The 23,821-nt window shown below is 67.7% G+C and carries 28 protein-coding genes and 1 tRNA gene; 13 read left to right on the top strand and 16 right to left on the bottom strand.

What is annotated here, in order from left to right; genetic code table 11:
- Positions 1–92: 92 nt before the first annotated feature.
- The 6 genes from ACFE7K_RS06720 (at position 93) to ssb (ending at position 3,787) form a co-directional block, all read left to right on the top strand.
- Entirely contained in the window at positions 93–302 is a 210-nt protein-coding gene (locus ACFE7K_RS06720) for a cold-shock protein (RefSeq protein ID WP_375397407.1), read from the top strand.
- Positions 303–379: 77 nt separating this feature from the next.
- The gene (locus ACFE7K_RS06715) at positions 380–607 is read left to right on the top strand and encodes a hypothetical protein (RefSeq protein WP_375397406.1); all 228 of its coding nucleotides are present in this window, start codon (positions 380–382) and stop codon (positions 605–607) included.
- A gap of 56 nt (positions 608–663) precedes the next feature.
- Positions 664–1,020: a hypothetical protein gene (locus ACFE7K_RS06710; protein ID WP_375397405.1), complete on the top strand. Its 357-nt coding sequence runs from the start codon at positions 664–666 to the stop codon at positions 1,018–1,020.
- Positions 1,021–1,116: 96 nt separating this feature from the next.
- Positions 1,117–1,374 (top strand): ferrous iron transport protein A, encoded by a 258-nt coding sequence (locus ACFE7K_RS06705; protein WP_375397404.1) that lies wholly within the window; start codon positions 1,117–1,119, stop codon positions 1,372–1,374.
- Complete coding sequence (locus ACFE7K_RS06700) at positions 1,371–3,236, top strand: ferrous iron transporter B (protein WP_375397403.1); 1,866 nt, start codon at positions 1,371–1,373, stop codon at positions 3,234–3,236. The genes ACFE7K_RS06705 and ACFE7K_RS06700 overlap by 4 nt, the downstream gene beginning before the upstream one ends.
- 8 nt (positions 3,237–3,244) lie before the next feature.
- Entirely contained in the window at positions 3,245–3,787 is a 543-nt protein-coding gene (gene ssb / locus ACFE7K_RS06695) for a single-stranded DNA-binding protein (RefSeq protein ID WP_375397402.1), read from the top strand.
- Between the two features lie 68 nt (positions 3,788–3,855).
- On the opposite strand, the gene metW is transcribed toward ssb, so the two are convergent.
- The 4 genes from metW to ACFE7K_RS06675 are packed head-to-tail and all read right to left on the bottom strand — an operon-like array spanning position 3,856 to position 7,584.
- Positions 3,856–4,443 carry a methionine biosynthesis protein MetW gene (metW, locus tag ACFE7K_RS06690; protein WP_375397401.1) on the bottom strand — a complete coding sequence of 196 codons (588 nt, stop codon included), beginning with the start codon at positions 4,441–4,443 and terminating at the stop codon, positions 3,856–3,858.
- Entirely contained in the window at positions 4,440–4,874 is a 435-nt protein-coding gene (locus tag ACFE7K_RS06685) for a GNAT family N-acetyltransferase (RefSeq protein WP_375397400.1), read from the bottom strand. The genes metW and ACFE7K_RS06685 overlap by 4 nt, the downstream gene beginning before the upstream one ends.
- On the bottom strand, positions 4,871–5,983 hold the full coding sequence (locus ACFE7K_RS06680; RefSeq protein WP_375397399.1) for a homoserine O-acetyltransferase: 1,113 nt from the start codon (positions 5,981–5,983) through the stop codon (positions 4,871–4,873). Before ACFE7K_RS06680 ends, ACFE7K_RS06685 begins: the two co-directional genes overlap by 4 nt.
- Before the next feature lie 32 nt (positions 5,984–6,015).
- Positions 6,016–7,584: a flavin monoamine oxidase family protein gene (locus ACFE7K_RS06675; protein ID WP_375397398.1), complete on the bottom strand. Its 1,569-nt coding sequence runs from the start codon at positions 7,582–7,584 to the stop codon at positions 6,016–6,018.
- Positions 7,585–7,670: 86 nt separating this feature from the next.
- Here ACFE7K_RS06675 and hisC point away from each other — a divergent pair, with 86 nt between their 5' ends.
- Positions 7,671–8,810: a histidinol-phosphate transaminase gene (gene hisC, locus ACFE7K_RS06670; protein WP_375397397.1), complete on the top strand. Its 1,140-nt coding sequence runs from the start codon at positions 7,671–7,673 to the stop codon at positions 8,808–8,810.
- The gene (locus tag ACFE7K_RS06665) at positions 8,810–9,718 is read left to right on the top strand and encodes a prephenate/arogenate dehydrogenase family protein (protein ID WP_375397396.1); all 909 of its coding nucleotides are present in this window, start codon (positions 8,810–8,812) and stop codon (positions 9,716–9,718) included. The genes hisC and ACFE7K_RS06665 overlap by 1 nt, the downstream gene beginning before the upstream one ends.
- Before the next feature lie 74 nt (positions 9,719–9,792).
- On the opposite strand, the gene ACFE7K_RS06660 is transcribed toward ACFE7K_RS06665, so the two are convergent.
- Positions 9,793–9,866: transfer RNA gene (locus ACFE7K_RS06660), tRNA-Gly, on the bottom strand.
- A gap of 188 nt (positions 9,867–10,054) precedes the next feature.
- Between ACFE7K_RS06660 and ACFE7K_RS06655 the strand changes: the two genes are divergently transcribed.
- Positions 10,055–11,290, top strand: a complete 1,236-nt coding sequence (locus ACFE7K_RS06655; protein ID WP_375397469.1) for a methyltransferase family protein — start codon at positions 10,055–10,057, stop codon at positions 11,288–11,290.
- A gap of 131 nt (positions 11,291–11,421) precedes the next feature.
- Here ACFE7K_RS06655 and ACFE7K_RS06650 read toward each other — a convergent pair whose 3' ends face one another.
- The 5 genes from ACFE7K_RS06650 to ACFE7K_RS06630 all read right to left on the bottom strand — a co-directional run bounded on the left by ACFE7K_RS06650 (position 11,422) and on the right by ACFE7K_RS06630 (position 14,988).
- A complete protein-coding gene (locus tag ACFE7K_RS06650; RefSeq protein WP_375397395.1) occupies positions 11,422–12,795 on the bottom strand; it encodes a glutamate--cysteine ligase in 1,374 nt (457 codons plus the stop codon).
- Between the two features lie 76 nt (positions 12,796–12,871).
- Entirely contained in the window at positions 12,872–13,465 is a 594-nt protein-coding gene (locus ACFE7K_RS06645; protein WP_375397394.1) for a hypothetical protein, read from the bottom strand.
- Positions 13,466–13,562: 97 nt separating this feature from the next.
- The gene (locus ACFE7K_RS06640; protein ID WP_375397393.1) at positions 13,563–14,306 is read right to left on the bottom strand and encodes a 16S rRNA (uracil(1498)-N(3))-methyltransferase; all 744 of its coding nucleotides are present in this window, start codon (positions 14,304–14,306) and stop codon (positions 13,563–13,565) included.
- A 20-nt stretch (positions 14,307–14,326) separates the two neighbouring features.
- A complete protein-coding gene (locus tag ACFE7K_RS06635) occupies positions 14,327–14,494 on the bottom strand; it encodes a hypothetical protein (RefSeq protein ID WP_375397392.1) in 168 nt (55 codons plus the stop codon).
- Positions 14,495–14,520: 26 nt separating this feature from the next.
- The gene (locus ACFE7K_RS06630) at positions 14,521–14,988 is read right to left on the bottom strand and encodes a DUF2147 domain-containing protein (RefSeq protein ID WP_375397391.1); all 468 of its coding nucleotides are present in this window, start codon (positions 14,986–14,988) and stop codon (positions 14,521–14,523) included.
- A gap of 108 nt (positions 14,989–15,096) precedes the next feature.
- Here ACFE7K_RS06630 and ubiA point away from each other — a divergent pair, with 108 nt between their 5' ends.
- The 3 genes from ubiA to ACFE7K_RS06615 are packed head-to-tail and all read left to right on the top strand — an operon-like array spanning position 15,097 to position 18,179.
- A complete protein-coding gene (gene ubiA / locus ACFE7K_RS06625; protein WP_375397390.1) occupies positions 15,097–16,014 on the top strand; it encodes a 4-hydroxybenzoate octaprenyltransferase in 918 nt (305 codons plus the stop codon).
- A 43-nt stretch (positions 16,015–16,057) separates the two neighbouring features.
- Complete coding sequence (locus ACFE7K_RS06620) at positions 16,058–17,404, top strand: TldD/PmbA family protein (protein WP_375397389.1); 1,347 nt, start codon at positions 16,058–16,060, stop codon at positions 17,402–17,404.
- Positions 17,391–18,179 carry a 3'(2'),5'-bisphosphate nucleotidase CysQ gene (locus ACFE7K_RS06615; RefSeq protein WP_375397388.1) on the top strand — a complete coding sequence of 263 codons (789 nt, stop codon included), beginning with the start codon at positions 17,391–17,393 and terminating at the stop codon, positions 18,177–18,179. The genes ACFE7K_RS06620 and ACFE7K_RS06615 overlap by 14 nt, the downstream gene beginning before the upstream one ends.
- A gap of 114 nt (positions 18,180–18,293) precedes the next feature.
- Here the strand turns inward: ACFE7K_RS06615 and ACFE7K_RS06610 are convergent, their stop codons facing one another.
- A complete protein-coding gene (locus ACFE7K_RS06610; protein WP_375397387.1) occupies positions 18,294–18,995 on the bottom strand; it encodes a hypothetical protein in 702 nt (233 codons plus the stop codon).
- Positions 18,988–20,202 (bottom strand): toxic anion resistance protein, encoded by a 1,215-nt coding sequence (locus ACFE7K_RS06605; RefSeq protein ID WP_375397386.1) that lies wholly within the window; start codon positions 20,200–20,202, stop codon positions 18,988–18,990. Before ACFE7K_RS06605 ends, ACFE7K_RS06610 begins: the two co-directional genes overlap by 8 nt.
- Positions 20,203–20,444: 242 nt before the next feature.
- Between ACFE7K_RS06605 and typA the strand changes: the two genes are divergently transcribed.
- Positions 20,445–22,286 carry a translational GTPase TypA gene (gene typA / locus ACFE7K_RS06600; protein WP_375397385.1) on the top strand — a complete coding sequence of 614 codons (1,842 nt, stop codon included), beginning with the start codon at positions 20,445–20,447 and terminating at the stop codon, positions 22,284–22,286.
- An 88-nt stretch (positions 22,287–22,374) separates the two neighbouring features.
- Here typA and ACFE7K_RS06595 read toward each other — a convergent pair whose 3' ends face one another.
- The 4 genes from ACFE7K_RS06595 to ACFE7K_RS06580 form a co-directional block, all read right to left on the bottom strand.
- A complete protein-coding gene (locus ACFE7K_RS06595) occupies positions 22,375–22,674 on the bottom strand; it encodes a Fic family protein (protein ID WP_375397384.1) in 300 nt (99 codons plus the stop codon).
- Positions 22,671–22,844 carry a hypothetical protein gene (locus ACFE7K_RS06590; protein ID WP_375397383.1) on the bottom strand — a complete coding sequence of 58 codons (174 nt, stop codon included), beginning with the start codon at positions 22,842–22,844 and terminating at the stop codon, positions 22,671–22,673. The genes ACFE7K_RS06595 and ACFE7K_RS06590 overlap by 4 nt, the downstream gene beginning before the upstream one ends.
- A gap of 226 nt (positions 22,845–23,070) precedes the next feature.
- On the bottom strand, positions 23,071–23,439 hold the full coding sequence (locus ACFE7K_RS06585) for a hypothetical protein (protein WP_375397382.1): 369 nt from the start codon (positions 23,437–23,439) through the stop codon (positions 23,071–23,073).
- Between the two features lie 136 nt (positions 23,440–23,575).
- A partial coding sequence (locus ACFE7K_RS06580; RefSeq protein ID WP_375397381.1) for a hypothetical protein occupies positions 23,576–23,821 on the bottom strand: 246 nt, incomplete at its 5' end.

Below are 23,821 nucleotides of genomic sequence, written 5' to 3'. Positions count from 1 at the left end.
TTTGCGGCTCCCTCCTCCTTCTTTCCCTGCTGCCGAGGCACCAGGCGTTCCGGCTTTCGGCCCGCCCCCCAGCTAAGAAGGAGTAACCGATCATGACCATCGGCACCGTAAAGTTTTTCAACGCCGACAAGGGCTATGGCTTCATTTCGCCCGACGGCGGCGGCAATGACGCGTTCGTCCATATTTCGGCGGTCGAGCGCGCCGGCATGCAGACGCTTAATCAGAATGACCGCCTGTCCTACGAGCTCGAATCGGGCAAGGGCGGCAAGACCAGCGCGGTGAACCTGGCGCTCGCCGACTAAGCGCCCAGCGTGTTGCGGCGGGGCGGGATCACGTCCTTCCCCGCTGCAATTTCCTCCAGCAACCGGACGTCCGACGCATGGCCGATACCCCAGCTTTCTATCGCACCCGCGCCGCCGAGGCGCAGGCGGACGCCGATGCCGCGACGCTCGACAATGTGCGCCAGCGCGCGCTCCGCGCCGCCGCCGCATGGGGGGCGATGGCCGAACGCAGCGAAAAGGTCGCGGTGCAACGCGCCGAACGCGAAGCCGGGGTCGGCACGGTCCAGACCATCGCCACCACTACCGGATCGCTGGTCGTCGGCTGACGGAACCGCGCCGCCTGCCCGCCGTTGATCGCCGCAATTCGACATAGGAGAATCACATGGCGACGCCCCCCGGCCGCAATTCCAGGCCCCGCACTACCGCCCGCCGCCGCGCCAAGTCTTCCTCACCCGCCGCGCGTCGCGGTCGCACCGAGCCGGCAAAGCCGACGGTAACGGCAAAGCGCGGACTGGCCGGCCTTGCCGCGGTGGCGCTGGCGCTGGGCGGCGGGCTGATCGCGCGCACCCTCCTGCGCGGCCGCCGGAACCCGGCCGAGCACGTCCCCGACGATCTGTTGCGCGATACCTGCCCCGTGCCGGGGGATCGCGCTCCCGACGCCTTCCGCCCCGATCCCACCGCCCCGGTCCCGAATGACCTGCGCGACTCGTTGCGCCCTGCGACCATCCCGATCGACTGATTGTTGCCGGGCCTTCGCGCGTGACGGCGCCAAGTTTCGCACCCTGTTTGACAGATCGTTATTGATACTCACTCGCAGCCATCCTAAGACAGGAGGATGGCATATCCGCTAAGCCTCGAACAACTGCCCCGGCAAGTCCGCGCCACCGTCAGCGACATCGCCTGGGAAGCGCTGGCGGTGCCCGAGGCCAGGCGGTTGCGCGAACTCGGCTTCGACGAGGGTGTCGGGGTCGAGGTGCTGCACCGCGCGCGGATCGGCGGCGGGCCGATCGCCTGCCGGATCGGTCGGATGACGGTGGCCCTGCGCCGCCGCGTCGCCGGCGCGATCCATGTTGCCCCCTCCCGGGATAGATGAACGCCACGCCGCTGGTTGCGCTGGTCGGCAATCCCAATGCCGGCAAGAGTGCGCTGTTCAACGCGCTGACCGGTGCCCGGCAAAAAGTCGGCAATTACCCCGGCGTCACCGTCGAGCGGCATGCCGGCCGAATGACGCTGAACGATGGCCGGCCGGTGGAATTGCTCGACCTGCCCGGCACGTACAGCCTCGAACCGTCGAGCCCCGACGAGCGCGTCACCCGCGACGTGGTCACCGGCACGCAGGCGGGCGAGCAGCTGCCCGACGCGATCATCGTCGTGGTCGACGCGTCGAACCTCGACAATCACCTGCGCTTCACGCTCCAGTTGATCGCGCTGGGACTCCCGATCGTGGTCGCGCTCAACATGATCGACCTTGCCGAACGCGACGGGCTGACGCTCGATCCTGCTATCCTGGCGCGCGAGCTGGGTGTGCCGGTGGTGCCGACCGTCGCGGTCCGCCGCCGCGGCATCGACGAGTTGCGCGACCGCATCGCCGAACTGGTCGGCGCGGGCACGGTGAAGCTCAGGCCGGGCGACCCCGTGCCCCCCGCCGACATTATCGCCCTGCAACGCCGCGCGCGCCAGATCGCCGTCGCCGCCACCCTTTCCGAGGCGCCGGTGCGGCGCTGGACGCATACCCTGGATGCCATCGCGCTGCATCCTTTGTGGGGCCTGCTGCTGCTGCTGACCATCCTGTTCCTGATGTTCCAGGCGGTGTTCAGCTGGGCGACCGTTCCTGCCGACGCGATCGATGCGGGTTTTTCGGCGATCGAGGATGTAGTGCGCGGGGTGATGCCGCCGTCGGTCCTGCGCTCGCTGATCACCGACGGGGTCATTGCCGGGGTCGGCGCGGTGATCGTGTTCCTGCCGCAGATCCTGATCCTGTTCTTCTTCATCCTGCTGCTAGAGGCGTCGGGCTATATGGTCCGCGCGGCGTTCCTGATGGACCGGATCATGGCGTCGGTCGGCCTGTCGGGGCGCGCGTTCATCCCGTTGCTGTCCAGTTTCGCTTGCGCGGTGCCCGGGATCATGGCGACGCGGACGATCGACGACGAGAAGGACCGGCTGACGACGATCCTGATCGCGCCGCTGATGACGTGTTCGGCGCGGCTGCCGGTCTATACGCTGATCATCGGCGCGTTCATCCCAGACCGCAGGGTGCTGCCGCTGGTCGGGCTGCAGGGGCTGGTGATGCTCGGCCTGTACGTGATGGGCGTGGTCGGCGCGTTCGTCGTTGCGCTGGTGCTGCGGCGGACGGTGACCAAGGGCGCGTCTTCCGGCTTCCTGATGGAAATGCCCAAATACCAGATGCCCAATGGGCGCGACATCGCGATCGGGCTGTGGACGCGGGTCGAGATCTTCCTGAAGCGCGCCGGCACGATCATCGCGACGACGACGATCGTGTTGTGGGCGCTGCTCAGCTTCCCGCAACCGCCTGCCGGATCGGGGGTCTCCCCGGTCAATTACTCGATTGCCGGCCGCATCGCCAACAATGTGCTCGAGCCGATCTTTCGCCCGATCGGCTTCAACCGGGACATCGCGCTCGCGCTCATCCCGGCGATGGCCGCACGCGAGGTGGCCGTGGCGGCGATCGCGACCACCTATGCGGTCGACAATCCGGGCACTGAGACCGGCGGCCGGGCGATCACCGAGCGGCTGCGCGGCAATTGGAGTCTGCCGACCGCGCTCGCCTTCCTGATGTGGTTCGTGTTCGCCCCGCAATGCATCTCGACGATCGCCGTCACCCGGCGCGAGACCAACGGCTGGAAATGGCCCGCGTTTATGGTCGGCTATCTGTTCGCGCTGGCATATGGCGCGGCCGGAGCTACATACTGGCTGGCAAGGGCATTGGGTCTTTAGAGGAAGTCATGGCGGGCAGCGTCAACAAGGTCATCATCGTCGGCAATCTGGGGCGCGATCCCGAAAGCCGCAGTTTCCAGAATGGCGGCAAGGTGGTGAACCTGCGCATCGCCACGTCCGATACATGGAAGGACAAGAACAGCGGCGAGCGCAAGGAACGCACCGAATGGCATTCGGTGGCGATCTTCAACGAGGGCCTCGCCAGCGTCGCCGAACGCTATCTGCGCAAGGGGTCCAAGGTCTATATCGAGGGCGCGCTCCAGACCCGGAAATGGCAGGACCAGCAGGGCCAGGAGCGTTATTCGACGGAAATCGTGCTGCAGGGGTTCAACAGCGTGCTGACGATGCTCGATGGCCCCCAGGGCGGCGCGGGCGGCGGTGGCGTGTCGAGCGGGCGCGACGACTGGAATGCGGGCGGCGATGATGCCGGCGGCGGGTCGCACGGCGCCGCGCGCAGCAGTGGCGGTGGCTCGGGCGGCGGCGGCAAAGGTGGTGGCGGCTTTGGCGGCGGCGGATTCGCCGACGAGCTGGACGACGACGTGCCGTTCTGACGAAGCGGGGCATTGCGTGGCCGCAAGCGCCGCGTCATGCTTTGCGCAGGCGGGATTTCCGGCGGTGTCTATCGTCGCAACAGGAATATCGCATGCTCGGCGAACAGGTTCGCCATCGTCGCTCCGGTGCGCTGGTCGCCCGACAGGAACCATGCCCATTCCGCTGTGATGCCGCGGTCGCGGACGAAGGCACGGAAATCGTCGATCGTGACATGGTGGATGTTGGGCGTTGCATACCATGCAACCGGCAGGGTCCGCGTCACCGGCATCCGCCCGCCCCACAGCAGTGACATGCGCACCCGCCAATGCGCGAAATTGGGGAAGGAAACGAAGGCACGCCGCCCGATCCGGAGCAGATGGTCGAGCACCATGTCTGGCGCGCGCGTGGTCTGGAGCGTCTGGCTGAGGATCGCATAGTCGAACGATTTGTCGGGATATTCGGCAAGGTCGGTGTCGGCGTCGCCCTGTACCACCGACAGCCCGCGGGCGACGGCCCGCGCAACGCCGTCGGCATCAAGCTCCAGCCCGCGCGCGTCGACCCCGCGCCCGTCACGCAGCGCCGCCATCAGCGCGCCGTCGCCGCAGCCGATGTCGAGGACGCGCGTGCCCGTCGCGACATTGGCCGCAATCACTGCCAGGTCGGCGCGCAGGCTCATCGGGGCGCTGCCCGCAGCATCTCGGCGATGCCCGGTCCCAGCCGCTCCATGAAGCGGGCGGGGCGGAGCAAAGGGTGGAAGCCGAGCGCGGCATAGACGCCGTGCGCATCGGCGGTAACCAGCGCCATCCGGCGAATGTCGCGATAATCGGGCCGCTCGACGAACCAGCCGACCATCCGCCGCCCCAGCCCCTGCCCGCGCATGCCGTCCTCGACCCAGACGTCGGCCAGCCAGGCAAAGGTCGCACGATCGGTGATCATCCGCGCGAACCCGACCTGCTCGCAGCTGTCATAGGCACCAAGGCAATGCGACCCGGCGATCGCCTTTTCCACCGTCGTCCGTTCGATCCCCGGAGACCAATAGCTCGATGCGAGCCAGCAATGCACCCGCGCCACGTCGAGCCGCGCCCTGTCGTCGTCGAGGTCGATCATGCCGCCCTCAGGAAGCCGTCGACGACGCGGTCAAGGTGGGGGGCGTCGAGCAGGAAGGCATCATGGCCATACGGGCTCGACAGCTCGACGAAGCTGACCGCGGCGCCGGCCGCGTTGAGCGCGTGGACGATGATCCGCGATTCGGCGGTGGGATAGAGCCAATCGGTATCGAAGCTGACCAGCGCAAATCGCGTGGGCGTGCCCCGGAAGGCATTGGCGAGCAGTCCGCCATGCTCCTCGGCCAGGTCGAAATAGTCCATTGCGCGGGTGATGTAGAGATAGGAATTGGCGTCGAAGCGGTCGGTGAAGCTCAGCCCCTGGTGGCGCAGGTAGCTCTCCACCTGGAAGTCGGCGTCGAAGCCGAACGACTTGGCCTCGCGCGCCTGCAGGCGCCGGCCGAATTTGTCGGTCAGCCCGGCTTCGGAAAGGTACGTGATGTGCGCCGCCATCCGCGCCACCGCCAGGCCGGCGGCCGGTGGGTCGCCCGAGCTGTAATAGTCTCCGCCGCGCCATTTGGGGTCGGCCATGATCGCCTGGCGCCCGACCTCATGGAAGGCGATGTTCTGCGCGGTGTGGCGCGCGGTCGCGGCGATCACGACCGCCTTGGTCACGCGCGCCGGGAAAGTCGCGGGCCAGCTCAACGCCTGCATCCCCCCCATCGACCCGCCGACCACGACGATCCGGTCGACGCCGAGATGGTCGAGCAGCATCGCCTGAGCGCGCACCATGTCGCGGATGGTGATGACCGGGAACGCCATCGACCAGGGCGCCCCGGTCGCCGGGTTGACCGTTGCCGGCCCCGACGAGCCGAGACAGCTGCCCAGGACATTGGCGCAAACGATGAAATGGCGGGCGGGATCGATCGGCCGCCCCGCGCCGACCATCCGCGTCCACCAGCCGGGCTTGCCGGTGCGCGGATGGGTGCTCGCGACATGCTGGTCGCCGGTCAGTGCGTGGCATACCAGCACGGCATTGCCGCCATCCGCCGCCAGCGTGCCGTAGGTCTCGTACGCGATCTCGACCGGCGACAGGGTGACGCCGCCGTCGAGCGCGAGCGGCCCCGGCAACGTCGCATGGCGCGACAGGCCGAAGCGTTGGTCGTCGGACATGGAGCGGCCAGTAGGCGCGGCCGCTGCCGGACTCAAGCCGCGCGCTTCAGGCTGCTCGCCGCAATCACTGCCTCGGCCGCCCAGCGCCCGGTCTGTGCACCACCGTTCATGTACCCCGGATAGGCATCGGACAGATGCTCGCCGGCAAACCAGATCGGCGCCGCCGATACGGGCTGCTCGGCGAGCATGCCGTCCTTGTTCTGCGTCCAGATCAGCGGCGCGAAACGCGTCAGCTGGCCGGGGCTGAAATTGACATAGCCGCCCCCGGTATGGCGCTCGCGATGCCAGGCCGTGCGCCAGGTCCGCGCGCCCGTCGCCGCGGCCATGCCGGGCGCCGCGGCTTCCGCATCCCGCGCGAACTTCAGCGCCAGCGCGTGGGCGTCGGCGGCATCGGCGCGCGCCACCTCGTCGCCGCCGAGGAACCAGGTCCAGACGCTGCCCGCCCCCGTCGACGGCCGGATGCCGCTGTCCCAGCCAAGGGCGGTGCCCCGCGCGGCATCGGTCTGCCACAATTCACCGCCCCGCCCGAACGTCGCCTCCCAGGGACGCGCGGTCATCTCGGCATTGATCTTGCCGACCTTGCCGAGGGTGACCTCGGCGATGAACCGCCGCCACAAAGCGGGCAGCGGCCCGCCGAATGCGATCCGCCGGGTCACCGCCGCGGGCGTGGTGACGATCACCGCACCGGCATCGACATGGCTGCCGTCGGCGAACCCGATTCGCACCCCGCCGCCGCGCGGATCGATCCGCGTGCAGACCTTGGCGGTGGAGATATGCGGTTGCAGCCGCGCGGTCATTGCCGCGATCAGCGAACTGCTGCCGCCGGCCATCAGGAACCGTTCGTCGCTGTTGCTCAGCACGTCGATCCGCGTGCCGTCCACCGTCGGCATGTTGAAGATCAGCTCGATTGCCGATGCCTCGCCGGGCTCGACGCCATATTCGGTCCGCGCGGTCGCCTCCATCAGGCGCCGCACCCACGGATCGGGCATCAGCCCGGCGTGCCGATCGAGATAGCCGGTGAACGACAGGCGGTCGAGCAGCGGCGCCACGCCGGCATAATCCTGGTCGAGGCGGTCGGCATCCCTGCCGATCTGCCCGGCGATCCCGCGCAGCCCCTCGACCAGGCGCGCCTCGGGGATCTCCGCGCCGCCGCCCAGCACGGCGGTTCGATGGTCGCCCGCCTTGCGGTCGATCAGCGCGACGTCGAATGCCTTGGTCAAGGCATGCATGTCGGCATGGTCGGTATTGACCAGCTGCCCGCCGATCTCGACCGCCGTGGCGCCGTCGTGCAGCGTGAACATCCGCCCGCCGGTGCGCGGACGCGCCTCATAGAGATGCGCGTCGATCCCCGCTTGGGCCAGCTGCCACAGCGCGGACAGACCGGCGATGCCCCCGCCGATGATCGCCACCGGTCCGCGGATCGGCGCGGCGCGTGCCGGCCTCGGCAACGCCGCGATCACGCTGGCGGCGGCCAGCGCCTTGAGCACGCCGCGCCGCGTCTCGCCGTCACGGCCAGCGACCGGGCACGCCTCGCCGGCTTCGGCCAGGTTGATCTCGCGCGCGGTTTCCAGCGCATGCCACAGGCCCGTCGATCCCCTCATGTTCCCCCCTCGCCGTCCAATGCAATCAATAACGCGATAGCGCCGCGCTTGCCAAGGCGACAGCCAACCGCGCATAGGCCCAGCCCATGTCCCGTCCGCTCCCCAAGCCTTGGATCATGGGCATCGCGCCCTACGTGCCCGGCCGGTCGACCACCGACGACGGCCGCACGGTGGCAAAGCTGTCGTCCAACGAGAACCCGCTTGGCACCAGCCCGGCCGCCCGAGCCGCCTTTGCCGAGGCGGCGGGAAGGCTGGAACGCTATCCCGACGCCGGCGCCGCCGAATTGCGCGAGGCACTGGCGGCGAAGCACGGCCTCGATCCCGCCCGGATCATCTATGGCAACGGATCGGACGAGGTGCTCCACCTCGCCGCGGGCGCGTTCGCCGGGCCGGGCGACGAGGTGATCTATGTCCGCTACGGTTTCTCGGTGTACGACATCGCCGCGCGGCGCGTCGGCGCGGTGCCGGTGATCGCACGCGATACCGATTATGCGACCGATGTCGACGCGATCCTGGCGTGCGTCACCGACCGCACGCGGATCGTCTATGTCGCCAATCCCAACAACCCCACCGGCACCTATTCGACCAGGGAAGAGATCGCACGGCTGCATGCCGAGCTGCGCCCCGACATCCTGCTGGTGCTCGACCATGCCTATGCCGAATATATCGTTGGCGATGCCGATGACGGCGGGATGGCGCTGGCCGAACGCGCCGACAATGTGCTGGTCACCCGCACCTTTTCAAAGATGTATGGCCTGGCCGCGGAGCGGATCGGCTGGGGCTATGCCGCCGCGCCGATCATCGAGGCGATGCACCGTATCCGGCTGCCCTTTTCGATCACCATAGCGGGTACGGCGGCGTCGATCGCCGCCTTGGGGGACACCGGCTTCGTCGACCATATGCGCGCGCACAATGCCGAGTGGCGCCGCTGGTTCGCCGGCGAGATCGCCAGTCTGGGCAATGCCGGGCTGCGCGCGGTGCCGAGCCAGGCCAATTTCGTGCTGGTGCTGTTCGAGGCCGGTCCCGAGCGGCGGCCACAGGCAGCCGGCCGAGCCGGCAGGCTGACCGCCGAGGCGGCGTATAAGGGGCTGATGGAGGCAGGCTATATCGTCCGCTGGCTGCCCGGCCAGGGCCTGCCCCACGCCCTGCGCATCACGATCGGCACCGAAAAGGAGATGCGGGGCGTCGTGACGGCGTTGCGCGCGATGGTCGAACGGGCCGGCTGATGCTCCCTTTCTCGCGCGTCACCATCATCGGTCTCGGACTGATCGGCTCGTCGATCGCGCGCGCGGCGCGGCGGCAGATGCCGACGGTACGGCTGACCGGGCATGATGCCGATGCCGAGGTGCGCGCGACGGCGACGGCGCTCGGGCTGTGCGACGACGTCAGCGACACGCCGGGCGCGGCGGTGACCCATGCCGATCTGGTGATCCTGTGCGTGCCGGTCGGCGCGATGGACCAGGTGGCGCGCGCGATCGCCGAAGATTTGCCGGCAGAAGCGGTGGTCAGCGACGTCGGATCCTCAAAGGCCGGCGTGCTCGCCGCGCTTCAGGCCGCATTGCCCGGCGCGACGATCGTTCCCGCGCATCCGGTCGCCGGCACCGAGCGCAGCGGGCCCGAAGCCGGCTTTGCCAGCCTGTTCCGCGGACGCTGGTGCATCCTGACCCCGCCCGACGGCGCCGACGGCGCGGCCGTCCAGCGCGTCGCCGAATTCTGGCGGCGGCTGGGCGCCCAGATCGAGACGATGGCCCCCGACCATCACGATCGCGTGCTGGCGATTACCAGCCACCTGCCCCACCTGATCGCCTATACGATCGTCGGCACCGCATCCGACATGGAGGAGATCACCCGGTCGGAAGTGATCAAATATTCGGCCGGCGGTTTCCGCGACTTCACGCGCATCGCCGCCAGCGACCCGACGATGTGGCGCGACGTGTTCCTGTCGAACAAGGACGCCGTGCTGGATATGCTGCAACGTTTCTCTGAGGATCTGTCCGCGTTGCAGCGGGCGATCCGCTGGGGCAAGGGCGACGAGCTGCACGACCTGTTCACCCGCACCCGCGCGATCCGCCGCTCGATCGTCGAACAGGGTCAGGACGATCCCGCCCCCGATTTCGGCCGCAGCCACGAATAAGTGTGCGGCCGAGCCTAAATGTGCGGCCGAGCCGCCTCGGCCGCGATTCAGCTTTGCCAAACCGCGGTGGCGGGTGGAGCGGGTAGCGGGAATCGAACCCGCATATTCAGCTTGGAAGGCTGCTGCACTACCATTGTGCTATACCCGCGTGGCCGCCGCGCGGGGTAGCGGCTTGGTCAGTCGGGCGCAAGACGGGCGCGCCTCTGGGGAGGTCGGAACCCGCGTGATGCTTAACCCGACGATTACCATTAACCCTTAGCAGTCGTCGCCATGTTCCACGACGCTGCGCTGGGGAATGCCGCGAAGGCCGAGCCGCGACCGCGATCGGCGGTGTCCATGGGCGTCGGCGTCGCGGGGCTGGCCGGACTGCTGGCGTGGGTCGGGGTGGCGCGGTGGCTCGGCATGGACGGACCCTATGCCGCGCTGGTCAACGTCGTTGCCTGCGCCTTGCCGATGGTGCTGTGGTCGGTGTTCGTCGACAAGGTCCACCGTCACCGCTCGACCGGCATAGACTGGGACAATCCGCGGCCCTGGCGCGAAACGATCGACCTCAGCCTGACCAAGCTTGCCGGCCTGTGGCTGACCTGGGCGGGGATCGCCGCCATCTATGCCACCGGCCGCTTCTATTGGGACTGGAATTATGGCGGCTTTCCGTTCGCCATGTGGTGCTTCAAATGGGCTGCGCCTTTCCTGTTCGTCGCTTCCATCCCGTACACGATCTGGCTCGATCGCCGGCTGGTCGAGCCGCGCGACGGCTGCTGGTCGCTCGGCGCCTGGCTGATGGGGCTCGACGAGACCATCGACCGTGAGGCAATCTGGAACCATCTGCGCAGCTGGGCGGTGAAGATGTTCTTCACCGCCTTCATGCTGTCGATCGTGCCGCCCGGATTCCGCGACTTCATCCGCGGCGACCTGGCGCAGGTATTGTACCATCCGGTGGCGCTGGCCAACTGGCTGATCACCTTCATGTTCATGATCGACGTCGCCTTCGCGACTGCCGGTTACATCGTCGCGCTGCGCCCGCTCGACACGCATATCCGCACCGCCAATCCGTTCGCGGCGGCCTGGATGGCGGCGCTGATCTGCTATCCGCCATTCGTCCTGATGGGCAATAACGGGCCGCTCGACTATCATCCCGGCACCGCCGACTGGACGCATTGGTTTGCCGGTCACGATGTGGTGCTGGCGACCTGGGGAGCGATGCTGGTCGCGCTGACCGCGATCTATGCCTGGGCCACGATCGCGTTCGGGCTGCGCTTTTCCAACCTGACGCATCGCGGCATCCTGACCCATGGGCCGTACCGCTTCTCGCGGCACCCGGCCTATCTGTCGAAGAACCTGTTCTGGCTGCTGGAGACCATCCCGTTCCTGACCACCGGCAGCCTGGTCGACGCGTTGCGCACCTGTGTGCTGATGGCGGCGGTCGCGGGCATCTATTATTGGCGCGCCCGCACCGAGGAACGCCATCTGGGTCTCGATCCCGATTATCGCGCCTATAGCGACTGGATGACACGCAACGGCATGATTCCACGCTTCTTCGGGTGGCTGGGCGGCCAGCGTACCGCCGTATAGCGTGTGATTCAGCAAAGCTGAATCGGGTCGGTGCCGGCCCGCTCCCCCACCCGACCGCCCAATCAGGATACATTGTGGGCGGTCGGGTGGGGGAGCGGGCCGGTACCGCTTCCACGAACGTGGATCAGACTCTAAAAGCTCATTTCGTCATAGACCGGGGCGACGTCGCCGTCCCAGGCGCCATGATAGCGGTCGAGCAGCAGTTCGGCGGGCACCTTGCCGGTCCGCACCACCGCGCGCAGCGGCTCCAGATAGCCGGTCTCGTTGGCGCCGCCGGCATCCGTGCGGTCGCGCGCCGCCAGCCCGGCATGGGCGATGTCGAGCACCGCCCCCGCAATGTCGCGCAACTTGCCGCCGCCCGGCAGCGGCGCGTCGAGCGCCAGCCGGGGCACCGCGTCGCGCAGCGCCTCGCGATCGTCCATCGACCAGCGCTTGACCAGGTCCCATGCCGCATCGAGCGCACCCTGGTCATAGAGCAGCCCGACCCACAAGGCCGGCAGCGCGCAAATCCGGTTCCACGGCCCGCCATCGGCACCGCGCATCTCCAGGAAGGTCTTCAACCGCACCTCCGGAAAGGCGGTCGACAGATGGTCCGCCCAATCCTCCATCGTCGGCAGTTCACCGGGCAGCACGGACAGGTCGCCCTTCAGGAAATCGCGAAAGCTCAGGCCGGCGGCGTCGATGTAGCGACCGTCGCGGTAGACGAAGTACATCGGCACATCGAGCGCATAATCGACATAGCGGTCATACCCGAAGCCGTCCTCGAACACGAACGGCAGCATGCCGGTGCGGTGGGGATCGGTGTCCGACCAGATATGGCTGCGGAACGACAGCATGCCGTTGGGCTTGCCCTCGGTAAACGGCGAATTGGCGAACAAGGCGGTCGCCAGCGGCTGCAACGCCAGCCCGACGCGGAACTTCTTCACCATGTCGGCCTCGGAACTGTAATCGAGGTTGACCTGGATGGTGCAGGTCCGGAGCATCATGTCGAGCCCCAGGCCGCCGACCCGCGGCATGTGCCGCCGCATGATCGCATAGCGCCCCTTGGGCATGACCGGCAGCTGGTCGCGCGCCTTGTCCGGCCACATTCCCAGCCCCAGGAAGCCGAGGCCGAGGCGATCGCCGATCGCCTTGGCCTGCTCCAGATGCCGGCCGGTCTCGGCGCACGTCAGGTGCAGGTTCTCGAGGGGGGCGCCCGACAGTTCGAACTGACCCGCGGGCTCCAGGCTGACCGATCCGTCCAGCCCGGTCAGCGCGATCACCTTGCCGTTCTCCTCGACCGGCTGCCAGCCATAAGCGGTCAGCCCCAGCAGCAGATCGCGGATGCCGCCGGGCTCATCCCATGACGGCGCGTGGCGATCGCCGACCGAATAAACGAACTTTTCGTGCTCGGTACCGATCCGCCACCGCTCAATCGGTTTTTCCCCGCCCGCGAAATATCTAATCAGCTGGTCACGCCCCCCCACCACCCGCGCGTTGCTGTCGGAGACGGTCCTGGTAGTCATGACGAGCGACTTAGGCGCCCCCCGCTTGGCGCGCTAGGCTTGTTTTCAGGCTTACCTGCCGGAGCTGCTTACGCCGTCACCGTTTCTTGTCCAGCCGGCCCAGCTCATCGCGGTTGAGCCGTTCGGTGGTACGCTTGTCCTCAACCAGTGCCGCACGCAACGCCGCACCGCTCAGCGGCTCCAGGATCCAGCTCGACGATCCGCCGCTGCGGTGACGCGTAACGGGCGCGGCGCCCGGTTGTATCCTCGGCCTGGTTTCGGCCAGCCGGACACCGTTGCGAGTCCGCCGCTTGGCCGGCAGCGGTCTTGGCGGGAGCACGACAGGCTCGACGTCGGGGACGATCGCCGGCGATGGGATAGCCTCGGCAACCGGCGCCGGCAGTCTAGCGGTCGGCGGCGTAACTATTGGCGGGGCCACGATCAACGGATTATCGACCGGCGAAACAGAAGCCGATGACGGGACCGCATCGTGCCGCAGCAAGGCCCCGACCACCAGGCCGGCCGCCATCAACGCACATCCAACCAGCGCGGGTACGCTGCCCGCTGTTTTCCTGGTGGTGCTCGGGCGAGACTTGAGTGCCGCCGGCGGCCCCCAGCCGGTGCCGACGATCTGCTCGATCAGTGCCTGGGTTCGCCCCAAGCTGCTCCAATCCTGCTCCTTGACCGCCACGTCCTCCAACCTCTTTCGGATCGGTAGCAGGTACGGTTAACCATAGGCGATGGTTGCATTTCAAGTAGTTGAGCACCCGGTTCAGCATTTGTGGAGGCTAGGCCCAGTCGCCCGCCGCCGCCATCCACAGCGCGACCGCCGCCGCCGCCGCGGTATCGGCGCGCAAGATGCGCGGGCCCAGATTGATGGCGACCGCCTGAGGCAAGGCGCGGATCGCCGCGCGCTCGGCATCATCGAAACCGCCTTCCGGCCCGATGAGGATCGCCGCCGGCCCGTGCCGCGTGTTCATCGCCTCACCCGCCGGTGCGCCGCCCGCCTCGTCGGCGAAGAACAGCGCCCGCTGGGCGGGCCAGCCGCCGAGCATCGCGTCAAGCTTCACCGGCGCGGCGATCTCGGTCAACGCTGTGCGATTGCATTGCTCAGCCGCCTCGATCATGTGGGCGCGCAGCCTGCCGAGATTGAGGCGGTCGACCACAGCGCGCCGCGTCATCACCGGCACCAGCCGCGCGACGCCTAGCTCGCAGGCCTTTTCGACCAGCCAGTCGATTCGCCCCTTCTTTAGCGGGGCAGCACACAGCCACAGATCGGGCACAGGCTCGCGCGGGCGCAACCGCTCGGTGATATCCAGGATCAGGTCGCGCCGGCCGACCGGGCCGGCGACCCCCAGCCATTCGCCGGTGCGATCGTCGAACAGCTTGACCGGGTCGGCGGGTTTGGTTCGCATTACTGCGATTAGATACTTTGCCGCGGCGCCGCTGATCGTAATCGACCCCGGCGCGAGTTCGATATCGACAAACAGCCGCGGTGTCGAACGTGGCGGCCAGGCGGGAGTGGCGGGCATCGCGGCTGTCCTAGCCGCGGTCAGTCGTGGTGCCTAGCGCCCGATCGCACGCGGCAGATCGATCGCCACGCCATCACCAACGCCGCCAGCCCCAGGAGGCCGCCGACCAGCGCGAGCCCCGCCGCCTGGGCAATGCTCCAGAACAGCGCCTCGGCAAAGCGGGCGATGGCGACCGACAGATGGACCATCCGCCGTCAACGCGCGATCACGGTATTCAGGACACGCGCTTCCAATGCTGCGTCTTGCAGCCCAGTCCGAGGATCAGGCAGCCCGAGGCGGTGATGCTGTCGGGGTCGGTAACCTCGATCGTGCCCGACAGCGTGCGGCCGATATCGGGGACGAACACCTTGCCCTTCCAGCGGCTGCCGTCCGCGCGGCGAAAGTCGCGGAACAGCTCCATGCCGATCATCGTGCGCCCGCTCGCCGCGACGTCGGCCTTCACCTTGTCGCTGGCCCAGATGACGACGCCGCACATCCCGACGCCACACCGCGTGGCGCGGATGTGGATGGTGTTCTTCATGTTGCGCCACACGCCCGTCCAGCCACCGGGTGCCGAGGGCGCCGGCGCGGTCGCGGGATCCGCCGCCGGTACGGCCCGCATCGCCGTCGTCGGCGGCAGCGATGCGCCGGCGGCAAGGCACAGGGCCGCGACCGACGACAGGGGGATCAGGAACGTCTTCATGCCAACTCCAGCCACAATCCCCCGTGTTCGGGGTGCCTGTAGAACATGACTTTGTTGGGGCAAAGCGCGGCGCTGGCGCGGCAGTCGGTCGCGCGATAGGGCTTGGCGATGACGCCACCGCCCGACATCGTGCCCGACAGCCAGCATCGCGGGCTGGCCGGCGCGCTGCCGCCCGGTGTTCGCGGATACGCCCTGCTCGCGCGGTTCGATCGGCCGATCGGCTGGCAATTGCTGTTCTGGCCGGGCGCCTGGGCGATCGCGCTGGCGGGTGGCGCCATCGATCGCTGGGACCTGATCGCCTGGTTCGCGCTGGGCAGCGTGGCGATGCGCGGCGCCGGCTGCGTGTATAACGACATCGTCGATCGCGACATCGATGCGCGCGTCGAACGCACCCGCCACCGTCCGATCGCCAGCGGCATGGTGTCGGTGCGGGCCGCCTGGATCTGGCTGGGCGTGCTGTGCCTGGTCGGCGTCGTGGTGCTGATCCAGCTCCATGCCCATGCCGCGATCGTCGCGGTGGCGAGCATTGCCCCGGTTGCCGCCTATCCGTTCATGAAGCGTATCACCTGGTGGCCGCAGGCCTGGCTGGGCATCGTCTTTTCCTGGGGGGCGCTGGTCGGGTGGAGCGAGATGGCGGGTGCGCTGACCGCGCCCGGGCTGCTGCTCTATGCCGGCGCCATCGCCTGGGTGATCGGCTATGACACGATCTATGCGCTGCAGGATCGCGAGGACGACGCGCTGGTCGGCGTGCGTTCGTCGGCGCTGGCGCTGGGCGCCCGGGTGCGGCAGGGCGTCGCCGTCTTCTATGGCGTCGCCGTGCTGCTGTGGAGCGCCTCCCTGTGGCTGGTCCGCCCCGACCCGCTGGCGCTGGCATCCTTGCTGCCGGCCGCGGCGCATCTTGGCTGGCAAGTGGCGACGCTCGACCCCGGCGACGGTGCCGGCGCGCTCGCCCGCTTCCGGTCGAACCGCCTCGCCGGATTGCTGGTGTTCGCGGCATGGTTCGTGGTCGGGCAGACGAGCGGGTGACCCGTTCCTTCCCTTTTATGGAACTGCGCCCTAAGTCGCGCGGATGCTGACAACCGATACCGCACGCGACCGCGCCGCCGACATCGTTTCCCGCGCCCGCGCTGCCGGGGCCGACGCGGCCGACGCCATCGTTCATGCCGCGGCGAGCATCGAGGTATCGGTGCGGCTCGGCGCGCTGGAGGATGTCGGCCGATCCGAAGAAGAGGAGCTCGGCCTGCGCGTGTTCGTCGGACACCGCTCGGCGTCGGTCTCGACGTCCGACCTGTCGTCGGCGGCGATGGATCAACTGGTCGAACGCGCCGTCGCGATGGCGCGCGAGGCGCCCGAGGATCCCTGGGCCGGCCTTGCTCCCGAAGCGCGGCTGATGCACGGCGCCCCGCCCGATCTCGATCTGGCCGATCGCACCGATCCGTCGCCGGCAATGCTGAAGGAGGCGGCGCTCGCCGTCGAGGATGCCGCGCGCGCGGTCCCCGGCGTCACCAACAGCGAAGGCGGCGGCGCCTCGGCCGCCCGCGGCGTGATCGCGCTCGCCACCAGCCACGGCTTTGCCGGCGCTTATGCCACGACCAGCCACGGTTTGTCGGCCAGCGTGCTGGCGGGCACCGGCGGCGGCATGGAGCGCGATTACGCCCACCATTCGGCGCGTCACCGCGCGCACCTTGAAAGCGCGGAGTCGATCGGCCGTCGCGCCGGCGAGCGCGCGGTCGCCCGGCTGGATCCCGGCCGACTGGCGTCGGGACCGATGCCGGTGGTATTCGATCCCCGGGTCGGCGCGTCGCTGATCGGCCATCTGATCGGCGCGATCGCAGGACCCGCGATCACCCGCGGCACCAGCTTCCTGCGGGATTGCCTGGGCACGCGGGTGTTCGCCCCGGGCATCGCGATCCGGGACGATCCGCATCGCCCCCACGGATTGCGCTCGCGGCCGTTCGACGGCGAGGGCGGGGCGGTGTCGCCGGTGCTGCTGGTCGACGACGGCATGCTGGAGACATGGCTGCTCGATTCCGCCTCGGCCCGTCAGCTCGGGCTGGAACCGACCGGCCACGCCACGCGCGGCGGCCCCGGCGCGCCGGGTGTCGGAACCAGCAACGCCTATATGGTTCCGGGCGCTGCCAGCCCGGCGGCGTTGATCGCCGACATCGCGCACGGCGTGTTCGTGACCGAATTGATCGGCCAGGGGGTCAACGGCCTTACCGGCGACTATAGCCGCGGCGCGGCGGGTTTCGTGATCGAGAATGGCGAGATCGCCGGGCCGGTCGCCGAATTCACCATCGCCGGCAACCTGAAGGACATGTTCCGCAGCCTCACCGCCGCCAACGATCTGGAATTCCGTTATGCCACCAACGTCCCGACCCTCCGCGTCGACGGCATGACCATTGCCGGCGGCTGACCTGATCACCGCCGTCGCCGCGATTGCGGCCGAGGCGGGCGCGCTGGCGATGCGGCGGTGGTCCGAGCCCTTCGAGCGCTGGGAAAAGGTTCCCGGACACCCGGTCAGCGCAATCGACCTGGAAGTCGACATGGTGCTGCGCGACCGGTTGTACGCGCTCGATCCGGACGCCGGCTGGCTATCGGAAGAAACCGCCGACACTACCGACCGGCTCGCCTGTCGCCGGACCTGGGTGGTCGATCCGATCGACGGCACCCGGGACTATCTGCGCGACCGCCCCGGATGGGCGATCTCGGTGGCGCTGGTAGAGGACGACCGGCCGATTATCGGCGTGCTGGAGGCGCCGGCGCGGGGCGAAAGCTGGGTGGCGGCGCGCGGCCTGGGTGCCACGCTGAACGGCCGTGCCATTACGGTTGTTGACCGTATGATGCTGGCCGGCGCACGCACCCCAGTTGATGCCTTGCCAAAGGCCGACCGCGATCTGGTCGCGGTCGCCAAGCCGAATTCGATCGCGCTGCGCATCGCCATGGTCGCCGCCGGCCAGGCCGACCTGCTCGCGACCTTGCGCTGGGGCAAGGAATGGGATGTCGCCGCCGCGGTCCTGATCGCCGAGGAAGCCGGTGCGCGCGTGACCGACGCGCTGGGCAGGAAATTGCGGTTCAACACCCCCCGCGCCGAAGCGTTCGGCGTGCTGGCGAGCGCGCCCGGCATCCACCACGCCGCGGTCGAGCGACTGCGCGATCGCGCGGTTTCCGGGCTGGGCAAGCCGCGCTGAAGGGTGTTGATCCTGGCGCGCGGCGACTGATCGGGGTCCGTTTGAAAACTCGCGGAAGAGCGAGTTTCGTGCGGTGCCGCCAAAACGTGCCCTCCGTACGTTTTCAAACAGACTTCAGGACACCCCATCGCCCTGATATTTGATCTCCAGATACCGTCCCCTCGTTTCCAGCGCGTCAAGCTGGCCGGTCGCCAATTGCGCCGACATCTCGCCGATCTCGCGGCTGATCGTGGTCAGGCCCTCGACCAGTTGCGCATCGGGCGTCCGGCCGTTGCGGGGCACCCCGCGCAGGGCGGCAGGGACAGCCGCATAGCCCTTGACGAAATCGGGCAGCTGTTCGCCGACCAGCTTGCGGATCTCGTCGGCGGCCGGCGTGTTTTCGGGCAACGTCGCCAGTTGCGGTATCAGCGCGTCGAGCTTCAGCCCGATCTGATCGACCAGCGTGATCGCCGGTGCCGGCAGCGCCGGCCGTTGCGCGTCAAGCCACCGTCCGGTCTGCGCGGGCAGCGCCTTCAGCTCGACCGAGCGCAGCCGTTCAGGCGTCGGCGCGCGCGTGGCCGGCATCGCCAGCAGGACGATCGTGGCGACGATCATCGTCACGATCATCGCCAGGAACCCGAATATGCCGATTGGCCCCACCGCCAGCCCGACGATGATCGCGATCGCCACGATCGCCGCGTCGGCGATCGCCGCGCGGGTCAGTCGGCGGCCGATGTCACGTTCGCGCGCACGGCGACCCGGCCCGGCGCGATACGTGTCGGACATCCGGTTCAACACGTCCCCGGCGCGCGACAGCGTGTCGTCGGAACTAGCCATCGACCGATTCCAGGTTGAACGTCGCCGCCGGTCCCGCCAGCTGCGCCTGCGCCTGGCCCTCGGCGCGCGCGATATAGCCGCGCGACTTCTCGACTTCGCTGGTCAGCGCGGTCACCGTGACCTTCATCGAATCGAGCGCCTTGAGCTTGAACGCGTCGATCGAATCCATCGTATCGTAGATGTTCTGGAAAGCGCGCTGCAATATGTCGACCGGGATGGTCGAAGCGGCCGCCTGTTCGTGGATCCGCGCGGTCTGCGACTTCAGGAGCTTGCCCGTAGAATCGATGATGTTGGCGGTGGTGGTGTTGAGCGTGGTGATCTGGTCGAGCACCAGCTTCTGGTTGGTCAGCGCCTGCGCCACGGTGACCGCGGTGCGCAGCGCCGAGACGGTGGTGGTCGACGCGCGATCCACCCCCTTTACCAGCTCGACGTTGTTCTTCTTGACCAGATCGAGCGCCAGATAGCCCTGTACCGACACCGCCATCTGCGTCAGCAGATCCTGGACGCGCTGGCGGGTGTAGAACAGCGCGCTCTCCCGGATCGCCTTGGCCTTGGCGGGATCGGTCGCGTCGAGGTCGTGCGCCTTGTCCTCCAGCCGCTGGTCCATCGTCTTGGCGAGGAAGATCATCTGTTCCAGCCGCCCCATCGCGGTCCACAGATTGGCGCGTTCGGTATCGATCGACGCATTGTCCATGAGGAGTTCGTCCTTGCCCGAGGCAAGGCTCTTCAGGATCGCCGAAATGTGGTTCTGCGAGGATTTATACTGGTCGAAATAGCCGGTCAGCCTGGTGCCGAAGACCTTGTCGAGCAGTCCGCGCGAGGTGAAGAACTTGCCGTTGTTGCCGGGATCGAGCTTCTCGATCGTCAGGCGCAATGCGACCAGGTCGGCGCCGACGCCGCTTTCCTTGTCCATCGCGCGCACCGGGCGGTCGAGGAAGCGATTCGACTGGCCGGCGGCCTCGCGTATCTCCTTCTGGCCCATCGCCGTGATCGCATCGACACGCTTGCCGAATTCAGGGCTGTCGACGTCCTGGGCCACGAGGTCGTCGATGAAGCCGTCGACGCGCTTGACCAATTCGCTCTTCTTGGCGTCGTCGACCGGCACCAGCCCGACCGACGCCGCCGGCATCACCGCGGGCACGGGATCGGGCGGCGTAAGTACCAGCGGCGGCTGGACGGTAACGGTATCAGGGGCGGTCGTCGCCATCATGTCCTCCAACAGCATCCCGTCGCGGGCAACGCTTTGTGCCGTGCCCGCGGCCGATCTTCAACCGTCATATATAGATAACACACCATGGCTGCCATAGGGATTGCGCCGCTGCGCTGTTGCCGCCGTCCCGCGCCCACGCACGTAGCGGCGGCCGCCGACCGAGCCACCCCTTTCCGCACTGCGTCATTTCGGCTATTGGCGCGCCCGACCCTCCTTACTCACGCATACCGGGAATTTCCATGAGCCTCCGCAACGTGGCAATCATCGCCCACGTCGATCACGGCAAGACGACCCTTGTCGACCAGCTGTTCCGCCAGTCGGGCACGTTTCGCGACAACCAGCGCGTGGAAGAGCGCGCGATGGATTCCAACGACCTGGAAAAGGAGCGCGGAATCACGATCCTGGCCAAATGCACGTCGGTCGAGTGGGCGCCCCCGGGCGGCAACGAGCATATCCGGATCAACATCGTCGACACGCCCGGCCACGCCGATTTCGGCGGCGAGGTGGAGCGCATCCTGTCGATGGTCGACGGCGTGATCCTGCTGGTCGATGCGTCGGAAGGCGCAATGCCGCAGACCAAGTTCGTCACCGGCAAGGCGCTCGCTTTGGGCCTGCGCCCGATCGTCGTCGTCAACAAGATCGACCGTCCGGACGAACGCATCCAGGACGTGCTGGACGAAGTGTTCGACCTGTTCGTCACCCTGGAGGCGACCGACGAGCAGCTCGATTTCCCCGTGCTCTACGCCTCGGGCCGCAACGGCTATGCCAATGCCGACCATAATGTGCGCGAAGGCACGCTGGCGCCGCTGTTCGAGAAGATCGTCGAGCATGTGCCGCCGCCCTCGGCCGACCCCGACGGGCCGTTCAAGTTCCTGGTGACGCTGCTCGACCGCGACAATTTCCTCGGCCGGATCCTGACCGGGCTGGTGTTTTCGGGCAGCGTCAAGACCAACATGCCGATCCACAGCCTCGACAATGACGGCAAGGTGGTCGAAACCGGCCGCGCGTCGAAGATCATGACCTTCCGCGGGCTCGAGCGCGTGGCCGTCGACGAAGCCAATGCCGGCGACATCATCTCGATTGCGGGGCTGACCACCACCACCGTCTCCAACACCATCTGCGATCCCAGCGTCACCGATCCGCTCCACGCCCAGCCGATCGACCCGCCGACGCTCTCGATGCGCTTTGCCGTCAACGATTCGCCGATGGCGGGCCGCGAGGGCAGCAAGGTGACGTCGCGGATGATCCGCGACCGCCTGTTCCGCGAGGCCGAATCGAACGTCGCGATCAAGGTGACCGAAGCCGCCGACCGCGATTCCTACGAGGTCGCGGGGCGCGGCGAACTCCAGCTCGGCGTCTTGATCGAGACGATGCGCCGCGAGGGCTTCGAACTGGGCATCAGCCGCCCGCGCGTGCTGTTCGGCGAGGACGATCAGGGCAACAGGACCGAGCCGTACGAGACCGTCATCATCGACGTCGACGACGAACATTCGGGCACGGTCGTCGAGAAGATGGCGATCCGCAAGGCCGAGCTGACCGACCTTCGCCCCTCGGGCGGCGGCAAGACGCGCATCACCTTCTCGGCGCCGAGCCGCGGGATGATCGGCTATCACGGCGAATTCCTGTCCGATACGCGCGGCACCGGCATCATGAACCGGCTGTTCGAGAAATACGGCCCGCACAAGGGCAGGATCGAGGGCCGCAAGAACGGCGTGCTGATTTCCAACGGATCGGGCGAGGCGAACAGCTATGCGCTCGGTCCGCTCGAGGAGCGCGGCGTCCTGTTCGTCGGGCATGGCGAAGCGCTGTACGAGGGCATGATCGTGGGCGAGAACGCCAAGCCGGACGACCTGGAGGTCAATCCGATGAAGGCCAAGCAGTTGACCAACTTCCGCGCGTCGGGCGGCAAGGACGACGCCATCCGCCTGACCCCGCCCCGGAGGATGACGCTGGAACAGGCGATCGCCTATGTCGACGACGACGAAATGGTCGAGGTGACGCCCAAGTCGATCCGGCTGCGCAAGCGGTATCTGGATCCGCACGAGCGGAAGAAGGCGAGCCGGGCGAAGGTGGCGGCATAGCTGGTTGCCGCGCTTCTCTGCCCGGCTCGCTTCAGGCTGCTAACCCGGCAATCTCGCCTCGTTGCAGGATCGAATTGCGACGGCCTGATCAGCATGCGCGGCGCACAGGCTCAGGATCTTCTCCAGCGTCCGCCACGTAGCGCGGCCAATCGGCTCGTTCCGACAGCGCAAGCGTCGCGAAGGCAAGCGGGCGGCGGCAAAGGTCGAACGTCGGGCCAAGGCCGAGACACGGACTTGAAACCAATCCGCCCCGCCGAAGCGGCCCGTAGATGAGCGCGCGTGCCAGCCGTCCGTTGCCGTCGCGAAAGGGGTGCGCGAAAACGGTGTGCGCGTAGACCGCAACGGCCTCGGTCACCGGCGGCAGGCCAGCGGCATACAGACGCTTCATCCCGTCCACCCATCGGGTTTTTCGAACAGCACGCCGTTGTCGCCGTCCCCGCCGGCGCAACCCTCGCTCTGCCTGATCTCGGCATCCGCGCCGCGGATCACCGACACGAAATCCAGCAGGTTTTCGTCCAGGAAAGATGCCGTGCCGATCGCATCCCAGCACCCGAGCAAGGCAGGCTCCAGGGCCGGGCGATAGAAGGGCTTGCGCGTGATCCGGTCGGACAGCGTTCCTCGATCAGTGCCTGTACGGTCTGTTCGAGCCCGACGCAGGCGAGTGGCGAGCCAAATGCCTGCGCGGTCCCCCTGATCCTCGCCGCCGTTGCCGGCAGCGAGGATAGGGGATCGACCGGCAACGCGGGCAAGGCCAGACGGCGATACCGTTGCATCCACGTCGCGATCACTCCATGTATGTGCCGAGGCATTTCTCCCCGTCACGGCGGAGCGCCCACCCCACCGGCACCGGCCCTCGCCCCGGTTTTTTTGGAAGGGCGATGCAGATGTTCAGCTTTAGCCCGCGTGGTTTGGGGACGAACACCACCGTATCGACAAGTACGCCGCCGCCGAGCCAAGTGACCTTGACCCGGTGGCGGCCGGGAAGCGTCCAAAGACACGCCCCGAAACCACCGGTGATCGTGGCATCGGTATACTCGCCTTCCAAAGAGATTCTGAACGGCGCGCCGTTTGCACTTCCGCTGTTTTCGGGGCGTGCAAAGCAAAGCGGCACAAGGCCTTCTTGAACATATCCCGATGGAGCGGCTGAAACCACACGATGACATACCAATGGTCAATGGGCATACGGAGGATCCTTAAAAGGCCTGATATAATGGTTAGGACTTCCGGGGGCGTTGAACGGACCATAAATCTCGAGAGGGGAAAGTCCGTTCTATGGCACGGTGCTATAATTATCTCGCATAATGAAAACGTTCGCCTGTGCGATCGGATTCGACATATCGTACCGGGATGAGAGGATGTTCGAATAGTTTTGCGCCGCGTATATCGCAGTAGCCCATGCCGCCTGCTGAGCTGACCCGTTTACCGTGGCGAGAGGCGACGCCGCCAGATAGCGGCGCCCCTCGTTGTTCGCGATGACCTGCATTGAACCGCCCCGGGTTTGCCGGAGGCCATTGGTTGTGAGTCACGCCGCCATA

It is taken from the genome of uncultured Sphingomonas sp. (genome assembly GCF_964244265.1).
In the GTDB taxonomy this organism is placed as follows: Bacteria; Pseudomonadota; Alphaproteobacteria; order Sphingomonadales; family Sphingomonadaceae; genus Sphingomonas.
This window is presented reverse-complemented; position numbering and strand designations above follow the sequence as displayed.

Excerpts from the sequence above, each read along its gene's own strand:
- ACFE7K_RS06715 (WP_375397406.1), top strand. The coding sequence starts at position 380 with ATGGCCGATACCCCAGCTTTCTATCGCACCCGCGCCGCCGAGGCGCAG.
- ACFE7K_RS06700 (WP_375397403.1), top strand. The coding sequence starts at position 1,371 with ATGAACGCCACGCCGCTGGTTGCGCTGGTCGGCAATCCCAATGCCGGC.
- ACFE7K_RS06710 (WP_375397405.1), top strand. The coding sequence starts at position 664 with ATGGCGACGCCCCCCGGCCGCAATTCCAGGCCCCGCACTACCGCCCGC.
- ACFE7K_RS06635 (WP_375397392.1), bottom strand. The coding sequence starts at position 14,494 with ATGGTCCATCTGTCGGTCGCCATCGCCCGCTTTGCCGAGGCGCTGTTC.
- metW (WP_375397401.1), bottom strand. The coding sequence starts at position 4,443 with ATGAGCCTGCGCGCCGACCTGGCAGTGATTGCGGCCAATGTCGCGACG.
- ACFE7K_RS06720 (WP_375397407.1), top strand. The coding sequence starts at position 93 with ATGACCATCGGCACCGTAAAGTTTTTCAACGCCGACAAGGGCTATGGC.
- ACFE7K_RS06675 (WP_375397398.1), bottom strand. The coding sequence starts at position 7,584 with ATGAGGGGATCGACGGGCCTGTGGCATGCGCTGGAAACCGCGCGCGAG.
- ubiA (WP_375397390.1), top strand. The coding sequence starts at position 15,097 with ATGACGCCACCGCCCGACATCGTGCCCGACAGCCAGCATCGCGGGCTG.
- ACFE7K_RS06655 (WP_375397469.1), top strand. The coding sequence starts at position 10,055 with ATGGGCGTCGGCGTCGCGGGGCTGGCCGGACTGCTGGCGTGGGTCGGG.
- ACFE7K_RS06685 (WP_375397400.1), bottom strand. The coding sequence starts at position 4,874 with ATGATCGACCTCGACGACGACAGGGCGCGGCTCGACGTGGCGCGGGTG.
- ACFE7K_RS06630 (WP_375397391.1), bottom strand. The coding sequence starts at position 14,988 with ATGAAGACGTTCCTGATCCCCCTGTCGTCGGTCGCGGCCCTGTGCCTT.
- typA (WP_375397385.1), top strand. The coding sequence starts at position 20,445 with ATGAGCCTCCGCAACGTGGCAATCATCGCCCACGTCGATCACGGCAAG.
- ACFE7K_RS06620 (WP_375397389.1), top strand. The coding sequence starts at position 16,058 with ATGCTGACAACCGATACCGCACGCGACCGCGCCGCCGACATCGTTTCC.
- ACFE7K_RS06650 (WP_375397395.1), bottom strand. The coding sequence starts at position 12,795 with ATGACTACCAGGACCGTCTCCGACAGCAACGCGCGGGTGGTGGGGGGG.
- ACFE7K_RS06680 (WP_375397399.1), bottom strand. The coding sequence starts at position 5,983 with ATGTCCGACGACCAACGCTTCGGCCTGTCGCGCCATGCGACGTTGCCG.
- ACFE7K_RS06665 (WP_375397396.1), top strand. The coding sequence starts at position 8,810 with ATGCTCCCTTTCTCGCGCGTCACCATCATCGGTCTCGGACTGATCGGC.
- ACFE7K_RS06595 (WP_375397384.1), bottom strand. The coding sequence starts at position 22,674 with ATGAAGCGTCTGTATGCCGCTGGCCTGCCGCCGGTGACCGAGGCCGTT.
- ACFE7K_RS06705 (WP_375397404.1), top strand. The coding sequence starts at position 1,117 with ATGGCATATCCGCTAAGCCTCGAACAACTGCCCCGGCAAGTCCGCGCC.
- ACFE7K_RS06610 (WP_375397387.1), bottom strand. The coding sequence starts at position 18,995 with ATGGCTAGTTCCGACGACACGCTGTCGCGCGCCGGGGACGTGTTGAAC.
- ACFE7K_RS06605 (WP_375397386.1), bottom strand. The coding sequence starts at position 20,202 with ATGGCGACGACCGCCCCTGATACCGTTACCGTCCAGCCGCCGCTGGTA.
- hisC (WP_375397397.1), top strand. The coding sequence starts at position 7,671 with ATGTCCCGTCCGCTCCCCAAGCCTTGGATCATGGGCATCGCGCCCTAC.
- ACFE7K_RS06640 (WP_375397393.1), bottom strand. The coding sequence starts at position 14,306 with ATGCCCGCCACTCCCGCCTGGCCGCCACGTTCGACACCGCGGCTGTTT.
- ssb (WP_375397402.1), top strand. The coding sequence starts at position 3,245 with ATGGCGGGCAGCGTCAACAAGGTCATCATCGTCGGCAATCTGGGGCGC.